General features: G+C 64.0%; 17 protein-coding genes and 2 pseudogenes. 11 read left to right on the top strand and 8 right to left on the bottom strand.

The genetic code is table 11. The features are described 5' to 3' along the window. A pseudogene (locus WAN02_RS19065) lies at nucleotides 1-230 on the bottom strand (hypothetical protein); the annotation flags it as partial. A 104-nt stretch (nucleotides 231-334) separates the two neighbouring features. On the opposite strand from WAN02_RS19065, the gene WAN02_RS19060 reads away from it, so the two are divergent. From WAN02_RS19060 to WAN02_RS19045, 4 genes are all read left to right on the top strand, one after another. Continuing rightward, nucleotides 335-877, top strand: coding sequence for a GNAT family N-acetyltransferase (locus WAN02_RS19060; protein ID WP_422265799.1), 543 nt, complete (start codon nucleotides 335-337; stop codon nucleotides 875-877). Nucleotides 878-908: 31 nt separating this feature from the next. Continuing rightward, entirely contained in the window at nucleotides 909-2,381 is a 1,473-nt protein-coding gene (locus WAN02_RS19055) for an MFS transporter (protein WP_422265798.1), read from the top strand. A gap of 134 nt (nucleotides 2,382-2,515) precedes the next feature. Next, on the top strand, nucleotides 2,516-2,893 hold the full coding sequence (locus WAN02_RS19050; protein ID WP_422265797.1) for a DUF732 domain-containing protein: 378 nt from the start codon (nucleotides 2,516-2,518) through the stop codon (nucleotides 2,891-2,893). Nucleotides 2,894-3,666: 773 nt separating this feature from the next. Next, on the top strand, nucleotides 3,667-4,665 hold the full coding sequence (locus tag WAN02_RS19045; RefSeq protein WP_422265796.1) for a Gfo/Idh/MocA family protein: 999 nt from the start codon (nucleotides 3,667-3,669) through the stop codon (nucleotides 4,663-4,665). A gap of 12 nt (nucleotides 4,666-4,677) precedes the next feature. On the opposite strand, the gene WAN02_RS19040 is transcribed toward WAN02_RS19045, so the two are convergent. Further along, the gene (locus WAN02_RS19040) at nucleotides 4,678-5,505 is read right to left on the bottom strand and encodes an SDR family NAD(P)-dependent oxidoreductase (RefSeq protein ID WP_422265795.1); all 828 of its coding nucleotides are present in this window, start codon (nucleotides 5,503-5,505) and stop codon (nucleotides 4,678-4,680) included. A gap of 89 nt (nucleotides 5,506-5,594) precedes the next feature. Here WAN02_RS19040 and WAN02_RS19035 point away from each other — a divergent pair, with 89 nt between their 5' ends. From WAN02_RS19035 to WAN02_RS19020, 4 genes are read left to right on the top strand one after another with little or no spacing between them, the layout of a single operon-like run. Next, the gene (locus WAN02_RS19035; protein ID WP_422265794.1) at nucleotides 5,595-7,220 is read left to right on the top strand and encodes a class I adenylate-forming enzyme family protein; all 1,626 of its coding nucleotides are present in this window, start codon (nucleotides 5,595-5,597) and stop codon (nucleotides 7,218-7,220) included. Beyond that, a complete protein-coding gene (locus WAN02_RS19030; protein ID WP_422265793.1) occupies nucleotides 7,207-7,980 on the top strand; it encodes a class II aldolase/adducin family protein in 774 nt (257 codons plus the stop codon). The genes WAN02_RS19035 and WAN02_RS19030 overlap by 14 nt, the downstream gene beginning before the upstream one ends. A 10-nt stretch (nucleotides 7,981-7,990) precedes the next feature. Then, nucleotides 7,991-9,259 carry an amidohydrolase family protein gene (locus WAN02_RS19025; protein ID WP_422265792.1) on the top strand — a complete coding sequence of 423 codons (1,269 nt, stop codon included), beginning with the start codon at nucleotides 7,991-7,993 and terminating at the stop codon, nucleotides 9,257-9,259. A 19-nt stretch (nucleotides 9,260-9,278) separates the two neighbouring features. Beyond that, on the top strand, nucleotides 9,279-9,590 hold the full coding sequence (locus WAN02_RS19020) for a hypothetical protein (protein WP_422265791.1): 312 nt from the start codon (nucleotides 9,279-9,281) through the stop codon (nucleotides 9,588-9,590). A 20-nt stretch (nucleotides 9,591-9,610) separates the two neighbouring features. Here WAN02_RS19020 and WAN02_RS19015 read toward each other — a convergent pair whose 3' ends face one another. Continuing rightward, nucleotides 9,611-10,594 (bottom strand): LLM class flavin-dependent oxidoreductase, encoded by a 984-nt coding sequence (locus WAN02_RS19015; RefSeq protein WP_422265790.1) that lies wholly within the window; start codon nucleotides 10,592-10,594, stop codon nucleotides 9,611-9,613. 48 nt (nucleotides 10,595-10,642) lie between these two features. Here WAN02_RS19015 and WAN02_RS19010 point away from each other — a divergent pair, with 48 nt between their 5' ends. Together WAN02_RS19010 and WAN02_RS19005 are read left to right on the top strand one after the other, a co-directional pair. After that, on the top strand, nucleotides 10,643-11,407 hold the full coding sequence (locus tag WAN02_RS19010; protein WP_422265789.1) for an SDR family NAD(P)-dependent oxidoreductase: 765 nt from the start codon (nucleotides 10,643-10,645) through the stop codon (nucleotides 11,405-11,407). Between the two features lie 14 nt (nucleotides 11,408-11,421). Next, nucleotides 11,422-12,249: a sugar phosphate isomerase/epimerase family protein gene (locus tag WAN02_RS19005; RefSeq protein ID WP_422265788.1), complete on the top strand. Its 828-nt coding sequence runs from the start codon at nucleotides 11,422-11,424 to the stop codon at nucleotides 12,247-12,249. 3 nt (nucleotides 12,250-12,252) lie between these two features. On the opposite strand, the gene WAN02_RS19000 is transcribed toward WAN02_RS19005, so the two are convergent. The 3 genes from WAN02_RS19000 to WAN02_RS18990 all read right to left on the bottom strand — a co-directional run bounded on the left by WAN02_RS19000 (nucleotide 12,253) and on the right by WAN02_RS18990 (nucleotide 14,689). Further along, on the bottom strand, nucleotides 12,253-12,816 hold the full coding sequence (locus WAN02_RS19000; RefSeq protein WP_422265801.1) for a hypothetical protein: 564 nt from the start codon (nucleotides 12,814-12,816) through the stop codon (nucleotides 12,253-12,255). Between the two features lie 187 nt (nucleotides 12,817-13,003). Further along, entirely contained in the window at nucleotides 13,004-14,092 is a 1,089-nt protein-coding gene (locus WAN02_RS18995) for a diacylglycerol kinase (RefSeq protein WP_422265787.1), read from the bottom strand. A 45-nt stretch (nucleotides 14,093-14,137) separates the two neighbouring features. Further along, on the bottom strand, nucleotides 14,138-14,689 hold the full coding sequence (locus WAN02_RS18990; protein ID WP_422265786.1) for a TetR/AcrR family transcriptional regulator: 552 nt from the start codon (nucleotides 14,687-14,689) through the stop codon (nucleotides 14,138-14,140). A 195-nt stretch (nucleotides 14,690-14,884) separates the two neighbouring features. Here WAN02_RS18990 and WAN02_RS18985 point away from each other — a divergent pair, with 195 nt between their 5' ends. Then, nucleotides 14,885-16,105 (top strand): cytochrome P450, encoded by a 1,221-nt coding sequence (locus WAN02_RS18985; RefSeq protein WP_422265785.1) that lies wholly within the window; start codon nucleotides 14,885-14,887, stop codon nucleotides 16,103-16,105. A gap of 1 nt (nucleotide 16,106) precedes the next feature. Here WAN02_RS18985 and WAN02_RS18980 read toward each other — a convergent pair whose 3' ends face one another. Then, nucleotides 16,107-16,850: a cutinase family protein gene (locus WAN02_RS18980; protein WP_422265800.1), complete on the bottom strand. Its 744-nt coding sequence runs from the start codon at nucleotides 16,848-16,850 to the stop codon at nucleotides 16,107-16,109. A 102-nt stretch (nucleotides 16,851-16,952) separates the two neighbouring features. Then, nucleotides 16,953-17,355: pseudogene (locus WAN02_RS18975) on the bottom strand (hypothetical protein); the annotation flags it as partial.

Raw genomic sequence — 17,355 nt, 5'->3', positions numbered from 1 at the left:
GGATTGCCGCGGATGGCGACAATACGCTGCGCGTACTCGAACTCTTCTCGCGTCATGGTTTCGCGCTTACGCAGCTTCTTGATGACTCGCGGCGCCGCTCGGATTTCCTCGCTGAACGGCAGCTTGGGTTCCGCCTCCAACCGCCGCACGTAGATGGTTCCGATCGACAACAGCAGAAATGTCACAGCCAGCGCGATCAACGCGAGCAGGCCCCAGAAATACGTACTCACATCCCACTCCTTTGCTCCGCGGTTCGAACCTAACATCGAGGGCAGGATCCGGCCGCTCGTCGAGGGCCGCACAGCTCCAACGGCCCGACTGCAAGACTGACGACATGCCAGCGATCAGCCCCCGGGTGCGCGGAGCCAGCTCGCAGGATGCGGCCGGCTGCCTAGCGATCTACCGCCCCTACGTCGAGAACTCCGCGGTGAGTTGGGAACTCGATGTCCCCACCATCGACGCGATGGCTGAGCGCATCACGGCGGCCGCCAATACCCACGCCTGGCTGGTGCTCGAAAGCGGCGACCAGACAATCGGATTCGCGTACGCGCATGCCTTCAATCTCCATCCGGCCTTCCAGTGGTCGGTCCAGACCGGCCTCTACGTCGCCGGTGATCATCATCGCTGTGGAGGAGGCCGCAAGCTGTACACCCAACTCTTCAGCCGGCTCGCGGAGCGCGGCTACCGGCGAGCGTTCGCCAGCATCACTCAGCCCAACGAGGCCAGCAACGGATTTCACCGATCCATGGGTTTCGAGGATGTCGGTCTGTATCGGCGCGTTGAATGGAAGCACGACCGCTGGCACGACGTCGCCTGGATGCAGCTCGACCTGCCGGGCATTGCCGATGCGGCCGATCCGCCCGGTTTGATCACGTGAAGTCCCCGGTGTCTGACGAGGACGGAGACGCATGAGCGGACGCGCGCACACCGGAACGATCACGACACGTGTTCCGGCACGTCTGGATCGGCTGCCGTGGTCGCGGTTTCACTGGCGCGTGGTCGTGGGCCTCGGCGGGGTGTGGATCCTGGACGGGCTCGAGGTCACGATGGTCGGCAACGTGTCGTCGCGCCTCACCGAACACGGCAGCGGCATTGCACTCACCCCCGCCGACATCGGGATGGCGGCGGCCATCTACATCGCCGGAGCATGTCTGGGTGCGTTGTTCTTCGGTCACCTGACCGACCGCTTCGGCCGGCGCAACCTTTTCATGCTGACCCTCGCGGTGTACTTGACCGCGACCGTTGCTACGGCGTTCGCATTCGCGCCCTGGTTTTTCTTCCTCACTCGGTTCTTCACCGGCGCAGGCATCGGCGGGGAATACGCGGCCATCAACTCAGCGATCGATGAGCTGATCCCCGCGCGTGTGCGCGGTCGCGTCGATCTGGTGATCAACGGGACATACTGGCTGGGATCAGCCGCCGGAGCAGGCGGCGCCCTCGTCCTGCTGGACACGTCGAACTTCCCAGCCAACATCGGATGGCGGCTCGCGTTCGGCATCGGCGCCCTCTTCGGCATCTTCGTGCTGCTGGTCCGGCGCAACATTCCGGAAAGCCCGCGCTGGCTGTTCATTCACGGACACAACCAAGAAGCCGAGCGGATCGTCGGCGAGATCGAAGCCGACGTTGAACGGGAAACCGGCCAGCCGCTGCCAGAGCCGCAGGGCAAACCGCTGAAAATCCGTCAGCGCGAAACGATCTCGTTTGTCGAAATCGCCCGGGTCGCCTTCACACTCTATCCGCGGCGCGCGATCCTCGGGCTGGCGCTGTTCATCGGACAGGCGTTTCTCTACAACGGCGTGACGTTCAATCTGGGCACCTTGCTGAGCGGCTTCTACGGAATCGACGCCGGCAAGGTGCCGCAGTTCTACATTCTGTGGGCGCTGAGCAACTTTTTCGGGCCGCTGGTGCTCGGACGGTTCTTCGACACCGTCGGTCGCAAGCCGATGATCGCCTTGTCGTATATCGGCTCGGCTGTTGTAGCAGTCGTCCTTGCGGTTCTGTTCGTCAACCAGACCGGTGGCGTCTGGACCTTCATCGGCGTGCTCGCCGCGACGTTCTTTCTGGCTTCGGCGGGCGCCAGCGCTGCCTACCTGACGGTCAGCGAGATCTTCCCGATGGAGACCAGGGCGTTGGCGATCGCGTTCTTCTACGCCGTCGGCACCGGGATCGGCGGCATCAGCGGGCCGCTGCTGTTCGGCCAGCTGATCGAGTCCGGCGAGCGCAGCCAAGTAATGTGGTCGTTCCTGATCGGCGCGGCGGTGATGGCCGTTGCGGGCCTGGTGGAGCTGTGGCTCGGTGTCGCTGCCGAACAACGTCCGCTCGAGGAGTTGGCGTTGCCGTTGACGGTGGCCGACGCCGAACGCGACCACGAATCCGAGTAGCGAGGCGAAGGCGTCGGGCGGGCCACATCGTCGTTAACATCGCCGTTAACGCAGTCTGAACTTGTGTTGTTCGCTGGCTGAGATGTTCGGAGGCGGGCTGCGCAACGGTCGCAATTTTGGAAGACTTGGGAACTATGAAACGTCTGCTGATGCTGCTCAGCGTCGCCTCCATGATCGGTATGGCGGCGCCCGTATATGCCGACCCCGACGCTCCGTCCGACAACAAAGACGGGGATTTCCTCAAACAAATCACCAACGCAGGGCTCACCTATAAAGACGGGGGTCAAGCGGTCGCGGTGGCCAAGAACGTCTGTGACATGGCCGACAAAGGAACTTCCGAACCCGACATCGAAAAAAAGCTGGTAGAACTTAATTCCTTCTCCGGGAGCGGCGCGAAACAGTTCATCGTCCTCGCCGCCAACTCGTACTGCCCGAAGCAATTGACGCCCGACGACGGCCAGTCTTCCAAGACGCCCGGCGAGGGTGACTCTCCGAAACCGCCTGGCGCTTAACGAAACTAGGCCCCGCTGCGGATCCCTTGGTCAGCCGCGGCGCGCATTCGTTCCGATAGGCGAAGTAGATCGTGCTCGCCGACCCCGTTCTGGAGCGTATAAGCAAGTTGGCGCAACTCGACGGCGCAGCTGCGCATTTCATCTTGGAGTCGCGACTCAACGGTCATGCTCTTCTCCTTGGGCGGGACGGGCTGCGGGGCCCGACAATCCGATATGGAAAATGTACGCAGTCCAGTTGCCAATCGGCGAGAGATGTCGAGGCTTCTTTACGAGAGTTTGACATGTCGTTTACGGCTTGAGTCTTTTGGCGCATCCGTCAATTGCCATCCGCGTCCACTACTCGGCACTCACGATCAAGGCATCCGGAATGGACCCGTCTCGCCGGCAATGGCCCGGCGGGGCAGATCGCATGTTGTGCCAATGGCGGGCTCGTATGTCATTGCACCGCAATGACATCGCCATGTTTGGTGTCGTCCGCACGAGCAGGCGGCGCTATGCGCCACTATTCTGTCGGCCCGCATCAGATGGCCGCGTGGACAGCGCAATGGTGGCGGCGCCCCCCGACGAGCCGGCGGGAACCGCACCAGTTCACCGACCGCAGACATAGGGCGACGGTATGCGCACTTTCTGCGTGCGACATTAATAAATCAAGTGGACTGGCTGAGAAAAATTCAGCTCGGAGCGGCGTGATTGCACGCGCTGATTCCACGAAACAAACTGAGGATTACTATGTTTCGCGTGCCGGTTGTACACGCAAGTGTTAGCTTCGGTCCGTGCCTGAACATGAAAAATCAATACGAGTCGGCGTGCTCGGCGCGGCGCGCATCGCGCCATCGGCGCTCATCAATCCGGCGAAGGACAACGCCGACGTTGTGGTGGCTGCGGTGGCGGCACGTGACGGCTCACGCGCTCGGGCATTTGCTGCCAAACACGGCATTGCACACGTTCACGAAAGCTACGAGGCGCTGCTCGCCGACCCCGACATCGACGCGGTGTACAACCCACTGCCGAACGGCTTGCACGGCAAATGGACTCGAGCCGCGCTGGACGCCGGTAAGCACGTGCTGTGCGAGAAGCCGTTCACCGCAAACGCCGACGAAGCCCGTGAGATCGCCGACCTGGCGGCGAAGTCGGACCGGGTCGTGATGGAAGCATTTCACTACCGCTACCACCCGATGACGTTACGTACCGAGCAGATCATCGCCTCGGGCGTAATAGGAAAGCTGCAGCGAGTCGAGGCGGCCTTGTGCTTCCCGCTGCCGAAGTTCTCCGACATCCGTTACAACTACCCGCTCGCCGGTGGCGCGTTGATGGACGCGGGCTGTTACGCGGTCCACATCGTCCGCACGTTCGGCGGGTCAACGCCGGAAGTGATCTCGGCCCACGCCAAACTCCGCGATCCTCAGATCGACCGGGCGATGACGGCGGAGCTGCGGTTCGCCGCGGGTCACAGCGGCCAGGTCCGCTGCTCGATGTGGTCGGCGCGCCTGCTGGAGATCAGCGCTCGGGTGGTCGGCGACCGCGGCGAGCTGAAGCTGTTCAATCCGGTGACTCCACAATTCGTCAACCGGCTGTCCATTCGCTCGCCCAAGGGCAAACGTGTCGAGCGTTTTCCTCGTCGCCCGTCCTACGCGTATCAGCTCGATGCGTTCGCCGCGGCGGTGCTACGCGGCGAACCGGTGAAGACCACGCCTGAGGATGCGGTCGAGAACATGACCGTCATCGACGGCATCTACCGTGCGGCCGGTCTGCCGCTACGTCAGCCGAGCTGACCACCTGAGGCGCTAGGGCGCAACGGGTCGATTCGTCCATTCCCGGTCGGGTCTTCGCGACGAGCGGAACCATCCGCCCGCGGCGCCGGTGCCACCGTCGGTCGGGATCGTGTGACCGGTGACGAACGCCGACAGGTCAGATGCCAAGAACAGGATCACCTGGGCCTGATCCTGGGGCAGGCCCATCCGCGCGACCGGCACCCACTGCGGCCATTGCGCCTGCTCTTCTGCGGAAAGCCACTGCGAGTAGGGCACCTGCAGCGATTCGGTGACGTCGGGCCCGATCGCATTGACGCGGACGCCGTCGCGGCCGACCTGGACCGCCAGGCTGCGGGTGAAGTGGATGACCGCGGCCTTGAAGGCGGCGTAGACCGGATCTTCCGGATAGCCGCGCAGACCTTCGACCGACGAGACGTTGACGATCGCGCCGCTACCTCGACCGATCATCGCGGGCAGGAAAGCATGGGTGACCAGGAAAACGTGATGCAAGTTGACCCGGTAGAGGTCGTCCCACAGCTGCGGATCGGTGTCGACGAAGTTGCCGGGGTGGCGCAGCCAGTGACCGACATTGTTCACCAGCACGTCCACCCGACCATGACGCTCCAGTACCGATCGCGCCAGGTCGGCGACCTGACCGGCGTCGCGGACGTCGGTCACCGCCGCGAACGCCGACCCGCCGGAAGCCGTGATCTGCTCGGCGGTCAGCTGGGCGAGCTCGGGGTCGATATCGGCGATGATGACCTGGGCGCCGTGGTCTGCGAACAACCGCGCGGTCGCCGCGCCGATGCCGCCACCACCGCCGGTCACCACCGCGATCCGGTCGTTCAGCAATCCGTTCATAAGCGTCAGGATGCCTGACATCGGCCGATCCCCGTCTCAAGTCGACGAATGCCAATGGCAAGGGCGAACCAGCGCCATATCATCGGATGATGAGCACCGGCGGCCTCGATACTGTGAGCTCGCCGGCATTCACTGACCAGGAGTCGGCCCGCTATCGCGCCGCGGGCTGGTGGTCGGACGTGACGCTGTCCGACGCGGTCGCCCGCAACGCCGAGCAGCGCCCGGATTGCATCGCCTACATCGATCACCCTGGCCAGTCGTTCTCCTGGCGTGAATTCGACGCTGCGGCAACCGCTCTCGCTGAGCAGTTGGCCGGGGTCGGCATTGCCCGAGGTGATCGAGTCGCGGTGTGGCACGCCGACTCCGCGGCTATCCACCTGCTGTTCGTCGCCGTGGAACGTTGTGGCGCCGTCGTTGTCGGTATCGGCGCCCGTGCCGGCACCCGCGAAGTTGCCGCGATACTGCGCAACGCGCGGCCCAAGCTGCTGATCAGTGACGGCCAGCGCAGCGCCGCCGCCACCCAGACGGCTATCAACGAACTCTCGATGCCGACACTGATACTGGAGAACAGCGGCCGGGGTCCGCGCTTGAGCATCGATGCAGGGCCCTCGGCAGTGCCGGTCGAGGACGCGCTCGAAGCCGACGACGTGTTTCTGATCAACTCGACGTCCGGGACTACCGGGCTGCCCAAGTGTGTGGTGCACACCCAGAATCGTTGGCATTACTTTCATCAGCAGGCCGTCGCCAACGGGCAGCTGACACCTGACGATGTCTTCCTGCCGGTCATCCCGATGCCTTTTGGGTTCGGAATCTGGACCAGCCACACCAGCCCGATCTATCTGGGCGCCACCGCGGTGATTTTGGACCGCTTCAGTGCCAGTGCAACGTGCGAGGCGATCGCTGAACACCGGGTCACTGTGTTGTGTTGCGTCAGTACACAACTGACGATGCTGATGGCCGACCGCGCTTCGCGTGACAACGACCTGAGTTCGCTGCGCGTCGTTTTCACCGGCGGGGAATCGTTGCCGTACCGGCCGTCCGCTGAATTCGAAACGCTGACCGGGGCAACGATTCTGCAGTTCTATGGGTCGAATGAGACCGGGCTGCTCAGCGCCACGACAGTGAACGACTCGCAGGAGCGCCGGTTGCGCACGGCCGGACGGATCGTTCCCGAGATGTCGGTCCGCCTTTTCGACGTCGACCGAGACGTCACCGAGACCGGCAAGGGTCAACCCGCGTGTCGCGGTCCCGCAACCAGCCTCGGGTATCTCGGGGGCACCGACCACGAGCAGCTGTTCACCCGTGACGGCTGGATGCGCATGGGCGACATCTGCGAAATCGACGCCGAGGGCTACCTGAGCGTCACCGGCCGGACATCGGATTTCATCCTGCGCGGCGGAAAGAACATCAGCGCATCTGCCGTCGAAGACGCGGCCACCACGCACCCCGCGATCGCGGTCGCGGCGGCGGTCGCAATGCCCGATCCGGTGTTCGGCGAAAAAGTCTGCCTGTATACCGAACTCGTCGGCTCGCAGACGATCAACCTGACCGACCTCGTCCAGTACCTCCTCGCGGCAGGCGTTTCCAAGGAGCTGCTTCCGGAGCGACTCATCGTGGTCGACCAGTTACCGCGATCGTCGGGCGGCAAGATCGCCAAAGGCGCGCTGCGCGCGGACATCAAAGCTAGGACGGAGGCCAGCCATGACCACCCCTAACGCGCGGCGAGGTGGCCTGGAGGTGTGGGCGCCGTCGGTGGTACCGCCGATCGGAGTCGACCTTTCGGACGAGCAGGCGCTCGCGGTGGCGTTCCGTCACCTGGCCGGTATCGGGTTCGCCGAGAATCTGGCCGGACACATCACCTGGCAACCCGACGGACAGACCGACATGTTCGTCAACCCGTGGGGACTGTGGTGGCAGGAGCTGACCGCCTCGGACATCTGCGTAGTCGACGCCGATGCGCGGGTGATCCGCGGCCGCTGGGATGTCACTCCCGCGATCCACATTCATACCGAACTGCACCGGGTCCGTGAAGACGCGCGAGTGGTCATTCACAATCACCCCTACTACGTGTGTGTGCTCGCGGCGCTGGGCAGATTGCCCGAGCTGGTGCATCAAACCGGCTCACTGTTCCTCGATGACCTGTGCCTGGTCGCTTCATACGACGGGGAGATCGACAGCGCCACGCGTGCAGCCGATCTCGCGGCCCGCATCGGTGGGGCGAACCTGACGATTCTGGCCAACCACGGCGTCATCGCCACCGGCCGCAACCTGGCCGAGGCCGTCTACCGCGCCGCGTCGATCGAGCGAGTCTGCAAGCTGGCCTACGACGTGATGCTCACCGGCAAGGAACCCGTGCAGATGAACTGGCCGGACATGGCGGGCATGCAGCGATCGCTGATCGAACGAGCGGCCGACGTGTACTGGGCGGGGGCCGCCCGACTGACCATCAAAGCCGATCCCACCGTTTTGAACTGAGTGAATTGCGATGAAATCGATCGACGAGCTCGCCGCCAACCTGAGCTTCACCACCGCCAAGACCGGCGACGACCGATCGGTCACATTTCTGCCTGATCCGCCGAGGGCACCGCGCCGCTACACGCTGATCTCCGTCGACGACCACATCGTCGAGCCCCCGGACACGTTCACCGGCCGTCTGCCGCAACGGTTCGCTGATCGCGCCCCGAAAGTGGTTGACACTGCCGACGGCGGCCAGACCTGGATCTATGACGATCAGGTACTGCCGAATGTCGGCTTCAACGCCGTCGTCGGCCGGCCGGTGTCGGAGTACGGCTTCGAGCCGGTTCGCTTCGATGAGATGCGCAGGGGCGCATGGGATATCAACGAGCGTGTCAGGGACATGGACCTCAACGGGATCTACGCCTCGCTGAACTTTCCCTCGTTCCTGCCCGGTTTCGCGGGTCAGCGACTGCAGCAGGTGACCAACGATCGCGACCTTGCGTTGGCTGCGGTGCGCGCATGGAACGACTGGCACCACGACGTCTGGGCTGGTTCGCACCCGGGTCGGATCATTCCGTGCCAGCTGCCCTGGCTGCTGGATCCTGAACTGGGCGCGGAGATGATCCGCGAAAACGCCGCACGTGGCTTTCATGCCGTTACGTTCAGCGAAAACCCGTCGATGCTGGGGCTGCCGAGCATCCACACTGGCCATTGGGATCCGATGATGGCCGCGTGCGCCGAAACCGGCACGGTGGTGAACCTGCACATCGGATCGTCGGGTTCGTCGCCGTCGACCACCGACGATGCGCCACCGGATGTCCAGGGCGTGCTGTTCTTCGCCTACGCCATCTCGGCGGCGGTCGACTGGCTGTACTCCGGATTGCCGAGCAGATTCCCCGATCTCAAGATTTGTTTGTCCGAGGGCGGAATCGGTTGGGTGGCGGGGTTATTGGATCGCCTCGACCACATGCTGAGCTACCACGCGATGTACGGCACCTGGGCGGCGCTGGGGGAGGCCCTGACTCCGGCGGAGGTGTTCACCCGCAACTTCTGGTTCTGCGCGGTGGAAGACAAGTCTTCTTTCGTGCAGCACGACCGCATCGGCGCGGACAACATCATGCTGGAAGCCGATTACCCGCACTGTGATTCGACGTGGCCGCACACCCAGGCGACGGTGCACGAACAAATCGGCGACCTGTCACCGGAGCTGATCCGCAAGTTCACCTGGGAGAACGCGTCGCGCTTGTACCAGCATCCCGTGCCACTCGAAGTGCAGCGGGATCCAGAGTCGTTCTGAGGTGCCCACTCGATGGTGGATGGTGCTGTGGGGGATTGCGCTGGTCGCTTTATTGATTGGTGCCTGCGGAGCGATTGTCTACGGATTTTGGGGCGTCGGCCAGGAATGTCACACCTGGGTGAATAGCCACGGCTGTCAGCTCGAGCATTTCGATTGGTGGGCCAAGACCCGCGGCTGCGTGGCGAAAGCACCCGACGGCGACGAGGTCCTCCACACCATCGACCTCGGAGGCAAAGCCAAGATCTGGGTATGGCAATTCGCCATTTTCGCATTCGGCACGTTGCCCGCTGTGGGCATGATTTTCTATGTCAGCAGACATTCCAGAGGGTGAGCGTCAAGCGTTGCTCAGCGCTAGTCGTCGGCGGTCCGCAGCGCGGGCATCACCGCTTCGTCGACGTACCGTAGGTACTTCCAGGCAACGTCGGGTGCGATGCCGCCGCACAAGGGCGCAAGCGTGAGCATGCCGCCACCGCGGACATAGGTGATGGCCTCGTCGGCGGTGAAGATTCGGTGCGTGCGCGACGTTGCCCGTAATTCCTCGACATCGCCGACATCGGCGATACCCGCGGATGTTTGGTTGTCGGGATTCCATTCGGCATACATGCGCGCGTCGTGCAGCAGGTGCTCGCCGAGCTCCTGCCAGGCCACGTCGACGTCCGGGGCCACGAAACACACGCTGGGTGTGTCGCGATTGGGCAGCAGGGTCATGCCCGGCTCATGACCATGTGCACGACACGCCTCTTCGTAGGCCTGCTGCGAACCGGGCGCGTCGCCCTGCGCGAGATAGCCCAGCCCGTAGCGACCGGCCCGTCGCGCAGCCGCCAAACTGCCTCCGCCCCACATCATTAGCGGTCCTTGCGGAGAGAACGGCAGCGGCGTCACCTTGATTCGCCGGCCGTCCTGCTCCACCACCTCGCCGGCCAGCAGACGGCGAAGCAGACCGAGCTTCTCGTCGGCGATTCGTCCGCGGGCCTTCCGGTCGAGCCCGAAATGCTGGTATTCCTCGGGCCGATAACCAAGCCCGAACACGTAGCCCGCGCGTCCCTTGCTGATCAGGTCAAGCACGGCGATCTCTTCGGCAAGCCGAACCGGGTCGTAGAAGGGCAGGATGACGATGAGCGTCATCATCATCTGTTTCGTGCGCGCAGCGACGGCGCTACCCAGAATCAACGGCGTCGGCAGATAACCGTCGGGCGAACTGTGATGCTCGCAGATGACCGCCGCCAGGCAGCCCCGCGTCTCGGCCCACTCGCACATATCGACGGCCGCCCCATACAGCTCGGCCGGTGACGCGCCAAAGTCGGGGGCGCGCATGTCAAAACGCATCGAATACATGGTCGGTTACCTGACTTCGTTGTCTGCAGACCGATAGACTCCGCGGCCATGACGGTACCGCAACCATCGCTGGCTGGACGCCGCATCCTGGTCACCGGCGGTGCCACCGGAATCGGCGCCGCCGCGGTACGCGTACTGCACACCGCCGGAGCGCGGCTGGCCGCGACGTATCACAACACCGCCCCCGCCGACGACGCACCGGCGGTCACGTGGGTGCAGTGCGATGTTCGAGACGCCGACTCGGTCGATGCCGCGTTCGGTAGCGCCGTGCGGGAACTCGGCGGCGTGGATGTGCTCGTCAACGCCGCCGGCCTGTGGCAATCGGGAGTGCCGGGCAGTATCACCAGCGATGAGATCGACTTTCTGCTGGCAACCAACGTCAAAGCAACGATTCTGACTAATCAGGCCGCGCACGCGGTAATGCGCGAAAACGGGGGACACATCATCAATTTCGGGTCTGCTGAGGCGGTGATGGGTAGTCCCATCTCAGCGGTGTATGCCGCCACCAAGGGCGCCGTTCAAGCCTGGACCCGCTCGGCGGCCAAAGCGTGGGGCGCCGACCGGGTCACCGTCAATGCGCTGGCGCCTGCGGTGCAAACACCAGGCGCGGACCGGCTGCGGAACTTCCTGGGCCCGGACGCCGCCGCGTTCATCGACCAGCAGATGAAGTTGTCCATCCCGTTGGGCGGCAAGCTCGGCGATCCCGCCAGCGACTTAGGGCCGGTGTTGGTGTTCCTTGCCAGCGAGGGGGCCGGATTCATCACCGGCCAGCTCATCCCGGTTGACGGCGGCCTCGCCATGGTGGGCGGCTGAGCGGGCGCGCCGGCATGGACAGGCTCGGCATCGAGATGCTCAGCGTCTTCGGCATGCCTCCAATCGAATTCGTCCAGCTGGTCGCCGATCTGGGCTGCCGCTACATCACGACCGGGATGGTCGGTTTTGCTCCCATCAAAGCTCTGGATTACCAACCGTATTCGTTGCGCGACGATCCTCGACTGCGTCAGGACCTGCTCGCGGCCATGGAAGACCACGACGTGTCGATCTCGCTGGGGGAGGGTCTGCTCATTGCACCGGGCGTCGACGTTCGCTCCTACGCCGACGATCTCGACATCATGGCCGAGCTGCGGATCCCGCGGATCAACACCGTCAGCTTGGAGCCGGATCGAGCACGCACCTTCGACGAGCTGGCCGCGCTGACCGCACTGGCCGCCGAACGGGGTATCGCCACATGCGTCGAACCCGTTGTCGGCCTTAGCATCGCAGACCTACCGTCGGCCCTGGCCGCCGTCGAGTACGTCGACAGAGACGAGATCAGCCTGCTCATCGACACGATGCACGTGGCACGCTTCGGCGCCACTGCCGACGATCTTCGGTCGGTGCCTGCTCAACGCATCGGTTATATCCAGTTGAGCGATACCACACTGCGGGCCAGGATGAAGTATTACGCCGAGGAAGCCATGTACGAACGGATGACGCCCGGCGAGGGGGAGTTGCCGCTGGCCGGCATGCTCGCGGCGCTACCGGATGATCGCGTCGTCGGCTTGGAGATACCGATGCGTTCCCGTGCCGAGGCCGGCGTCAGCGCTTACGACCGGTTGCTGCCGTGCGTCAACAGCGCCCGGGCGCTGCTGGCTGGTGCCCGCGAAACTTGTTGATTTTCAGCCACCTAAGCCTTTTTTGATCGCATCATCTTGCTTCTGGCCGACGTCGGTCACGAATTCCGGCGGTGCCAGCGCGAAGGACGGGCCTTCGAACTCCAGGGTGACCATCGCGTTCCCCTGGGTGAACAGCAACACCGTCACACCCTTGGAGTGGTCCTGCGGCAATCCGGAAATCGTCACGCCGCCAACCCCGACTTCGGCATTCAACGCCTTGGTGCGGAGAGTTTCGCGATGCAGCGCCTTGGCCGAATCCATCGCCGCGCGCGTGGCCTCGGCGTCCGGCAGGTTCTGAATGGTGTCGATGATCGTGTGGCTGTGGTCTTGATCAGTGAACGTGATCAATGCACCTTTTTGGCCATTTGGATCTTTGGTCGCCGGACCGGCGGTAAACGCATCGGGTGCATTGATGTCACTCGCCTTGATCAGCAGCTGGGTGTAGTCCTCGATCGGAGCGTGGGTAGGGGCGCCAGATCCCGAGGTCGGCGTCGACGACTTCGGTTGGCTGCTGCAACCGGTAACCGACATCCCCACCAGCGTCGTCACGACGGCTGCCGTGGCCATCACCGTCTGGGGGATCCTCATTGCACCGTGCTCCTTACTCTAGGTAACGGCAACGGTATCCCACGGTGACGTGGTCCGCCGTCAGTCAGCTGGTTTAACAAGCACCAGTAGCCCACTTCAGTTGGAACGGCACGGCCCGGCAAGTATTCCGGTAGTACGAAAGATCCTGCTTAGCAGTATCTTTCAGCTAGACCGCGACGACGCCTTCGCGCGCATACAGCCCGCTCCCGGTGATAAACGGCAGATCCAACGTGGTCCGGATCCCGGGCGGCGCCGCAAGCACAGCCGGAATGGCGTTGACGATCCGGCCGGCGGCACCTGCGATCGCCGCCTGATTGTGGTCGCCGTAGCGGCTGCTTGGAACGATGTCGACCGCGTATGACGGCTCGCCGGTGATCTCGACACGATACGAACCGCCACCCGAAGCGGGTTGCTGCCAATCGGGTCGCAGGTCCGGCCGCAACCGGGTGATGTGCTCGATGACGATCGCCGGATGCCCCTTGACCATGCCGCGAATCTCGAACTGCAGCGCGGCCAACGTGCCTTTGGCGACGTGGCCCACGGCGATATCGAAATCCTCCGGCGCCGGCTCGCGTTGATAAGCCTCAGTGATCTCGTCGACCTCGAGACCCAGACCGGCCGCCAGTTGTCTGATCGCCGTACCCCAGGCGATGCTGAGCACGCCCGGCTGCAGCAGCATCGGGATCTCGTCGAGAGGCCGGGCGAAGCCCATGTAGTGCATGACCTCCGCGCCGTCGTAGCTGGCGTAATCGTGGATCTCCATGCAACGCACCTGCTCGATCCGCTGGCAGGTGCTCGCGAGGGCGAACGGGATCAGATCGTTGGCGAACCCCGGGTCGACACCGCTGATGAATAGGCTCGAATTGCCCTGCTGGGCAGCATCTTCCACGCGAGCGATGTATTTGTCCGGCATCACTCCCCACGGGTACTGCAGCAGCCCGGGCGATGACCCGACAACGTTGATGCCGGCGGCGAGAATACGCATGACATCCGCCATCGCCTCCGGCAGCCGAGTATCGCCCATTGCGCAGTACACGACGCATTCCGGCCGGGTCGCGAGCAAGGCATCGAGATCGTTGACCGCCGTGATACCGGTGCATACGTCCAGGCCGGTGAGTTCGCCGGCGTCCTTGCCGACCTTCTCTGGTGTCGAGACGCACACCCCGGTGAGTTCGAACTGTGGATCGGTGACGAGTTGTATCAACGCCAGCCGACCGACGTTTCCAGTACCGACGTGGGCGACCCGGATCGCCATAGATGTCCTCCGTCAATGGATGCGAGCGACAAACCGCCCTCGACGCTAGTCCACAGCGAATGCCGGCGCGACGAATCGTTGCACTATCTCGCGCTCCGTGGCGGTATCGCCCGCGGGCCAGTACAGCAGCGACAGCAAAACACGGACTACCCATGGCGCGGCCTGCGGGTCGCGGTCGGTCAGTCCAGTGAGCTCGGTGGCGAAGCCGGCCAGCAGCGGGGATCCAGTGAGCCACACGACGTCGTTGGCCCGGATCGAGTTGAACATGAGTTGGCCGGATGGATCGGCCCGAATCAACTTGAGCGCCACCGTGATCGCGGTGACGACCCGCTCCGGCCCGTGCAGATTCTCGACAGTTTCACGCACGGTTTCGACGATGCGGGCCGCCGAGCGGGCTACCACCGCATCGCGAATCTCTGCCTTGCCGCCGGCGTAGCGATAGATGGTGGCCCGGGAGCAGTGGACACGCGCCGCCAATGCATCGATGTCGAAGCCGTCCGGCCCCTCTCGGGCGATGAGGTCGGTGGCCACGTCGTAGATGCGCTCGGCCGCGGCCTTGCGGCGGTCGCCGCCCACCACCCAGTCGTCCCTCGGCATCGTCCGGGCCTCCTGACGCCGGAGAATATCCAGCCGCTGATTCTCATGGCTGAGAAAAACTTGGAATCTGTTCTCAGTGTAGGCGCAGGTCCGGCCGCTGCGTGAGACGCACCCCGGCCGTGCCTCTGCGCCCCCGGTTTTCGACTTCGACCGGGACCGTTGACGGTGCCGCCGTTGGCCGCTCAACCTGGACAAATGACGGTTTGCGATCCGATCGAGCTGTTCGACGCCGATGCCCTGCAGGATCCCTACCCGCTGTACCACCGGCTGCGCGCGGCTGGAGCGGTCGCCCAGATCGGTGAGTCGGAGTTCTTCGCAGTGTCCAGTTGGGACGCAGTTGTCGACGTCATCACCCGTGTCGATGAGTTCTCGTCGAATCTGACTGCCACCATGGTGTACCAGCCAGACGGCACGATCACGCCTTTCACCATGGCGCCCCTCGGTGATCCGTCGCAGGCTCTCGCCGTCGCCGACGATCCGGCACACGCCCTACACCGCAAGCTGCTGGTCCCTCATCTGGCGGCGAAGAAGATCCGCGCGCTGGAAGCCTTCGTCGCCGACACTGCCGACCGGCTCTGGACCGATGGACTGCACGCCGGACGCATCGAATGGATGGGCGCGGTGGCCAACCGGCTGCCGATGATGGTGGTTGCCCGGCTGATTGGTGTGCCCGAAGCGGATGTCGAGAAACTTGTCGAATGGGGATATGCGGGCACCCAACTGCTCGAAGGCCTGGTCTCGGCCGACCAGCTCGCCGCTGCCGCCGCGTCGGTGATGGAGCTCGGGGGCTACATCACCGATCATTTCGCGCGCGCTGCTGCCAACCCGCAAGACAACCTGCTCGGCGACCTCGCCGCCGCCTGTGCCGCAGGCGAATTGGACGACGTCGTTGCCCTTTCGATGATGATCACGTTGTTCGCCGCTGGTGGCGAGTCCACCGCGTCATTGCTCGGCAGCGCAGCGTGGATATTGGCCACACGGCCCGACATTCGGCAGCAGGTCCGCGAAAACCCAGACCTGCTGGGAGCTTTCATCGACGAGACGCTGCGGTATGAGCCGCCGTTTCGTGGCCATTATCGGCACGTCACTGTCGATACCCTCCTCTGCGGCACCGAGCTGCGCGCAGGATCGCGCCTGCTGCTGTTGTGGGGTGCGGCCAACCGGGATCCCGCTCACTTTCACGCACCCGACGAGTTCCGGCTCGACCGTGCCAGCGGAAAAGGACATATCAGCTTCGGCAAAGGAGCGCACTTTTGCGTCGGCGCGGCGCTCGCGCGCCTGGAAGCGACAGTTGTGCTGCGCCGGCTACTGGACCGCACCACTGCGATCGACGTCGCCGACGTAGGGCGTTGGCTCCCAAGCCTGTTGGTTCGCCGGCTCGAAAGACTCGAGTTGACGGTCAGTATCGCCGGTTAGCTCAGTTGCCGAAGCCGTGCTGCGGTGCCGAGGGTTGAACGGCCGCTCCTTGCAGACGGCTTGCCGCGAAATCCACCCCTTGGGCAATCACGCTTCCGTCATCGGCGTAGGTGTTGTGCGCGGCGAAATTCACTCCATCCGAGCAGACCGGGTCTTCGACGGCGCACACCTGGATCGTTTTCGATTGATAGAGCGGCCCGATAACGAGCTTGGGCTGGCCGAGAAATTCCATCGCGCGCGTATTGGGAGAGCCGAACAGCACAACAGCGGCGACGTGGTTGGCCAAACTGGGGTCCAGCGGTTTGGGGATCGTTGCCGGATCGACATCTTGCGGCACCGAGTCGGGGACGGCCGATGATGTGACGAAGCCCGCCACCGCCGCGCCCTGGGAGTAGCCGCCGAGCACGATCTTCGTATTGGGGCATGCGCCAGCCTCGTTGATAACGTGCGACTCGGCATCCCGGATGCCGTCGAGTCCGGTCGACCATTGGTCGCTGGCCGGGTAGTTGACCGGGTAGACGTCCATCGATTTGCCGCCCAAGCGGCCTCGGAGCGCGTCGACGAAGGCTTGGCCGGTGGGGCCGACACCCGGGTCCTCACCCGTACCGCGGGCGAACACCACCTCGGTGTCGGGACATGGCTGGGCGGACGCCGAGGGTATAGCTGCGGCAGGCAAGACCGAAGCACTGAGGCCACAGGTGGTGATTACCGCGGCACCGACGAGGGAGGGGAGGCGACGGAGCATCATGGGGGTCAAGATTCCCACACAAATGCTTGTCCAAACTAAGAATTTTCTGGGCATCGCCTGAACGATAAGGCACAGCCACGTATCTCCGCCAACGGAGAGTCAGCGCGGCGCGTCGACGCTGGTCGGCGCGTCAACCAGCTTGACCCGTCGCACGTCCGGCCGAACCGGAACCTCATCGGTGAGGAACCACCGAAAGGCGAGGTTGCCGCGGGGATAGTCAAGCGTGGTCAGGGAATTGGGATGTCCTGTCACTCCTCGGGAGATGACGATCGTGACCGTGCCGTCCGCGTTGGGCACAGCGCGGTGGCCGTTGATCGAGCAACGCGCGTCGGTGACGCCGTGCGTGGCCATGAACTGGTTCCACACCACCAGATTCCAGAATCGGCATGGTGGGGGCCGGTGAGTGATGACAAGCGCCTCGTCCTCGTCGAGGACGAAACTGCCGTAGGAATAGCAGGCGTCGCGTGCTGACCACCCGAAATTGGCGTCCGGCACTTGGTAG

It is taken from the genome of Mycobacterium sp., assembly GCF_049281135.1.
In the GTDB taxonomy this organism is placed as follows: Bacteria; Actinomycetota; Actinomycetes; order Mycobacteriales; family Mycobacteriaceae; genus Mycobacterium.
The sequence above is the reverse complement of the archived record's forward strand: the minus strand, read 5'-3'. Positions and strand labels throughout refer to the sequence as shown.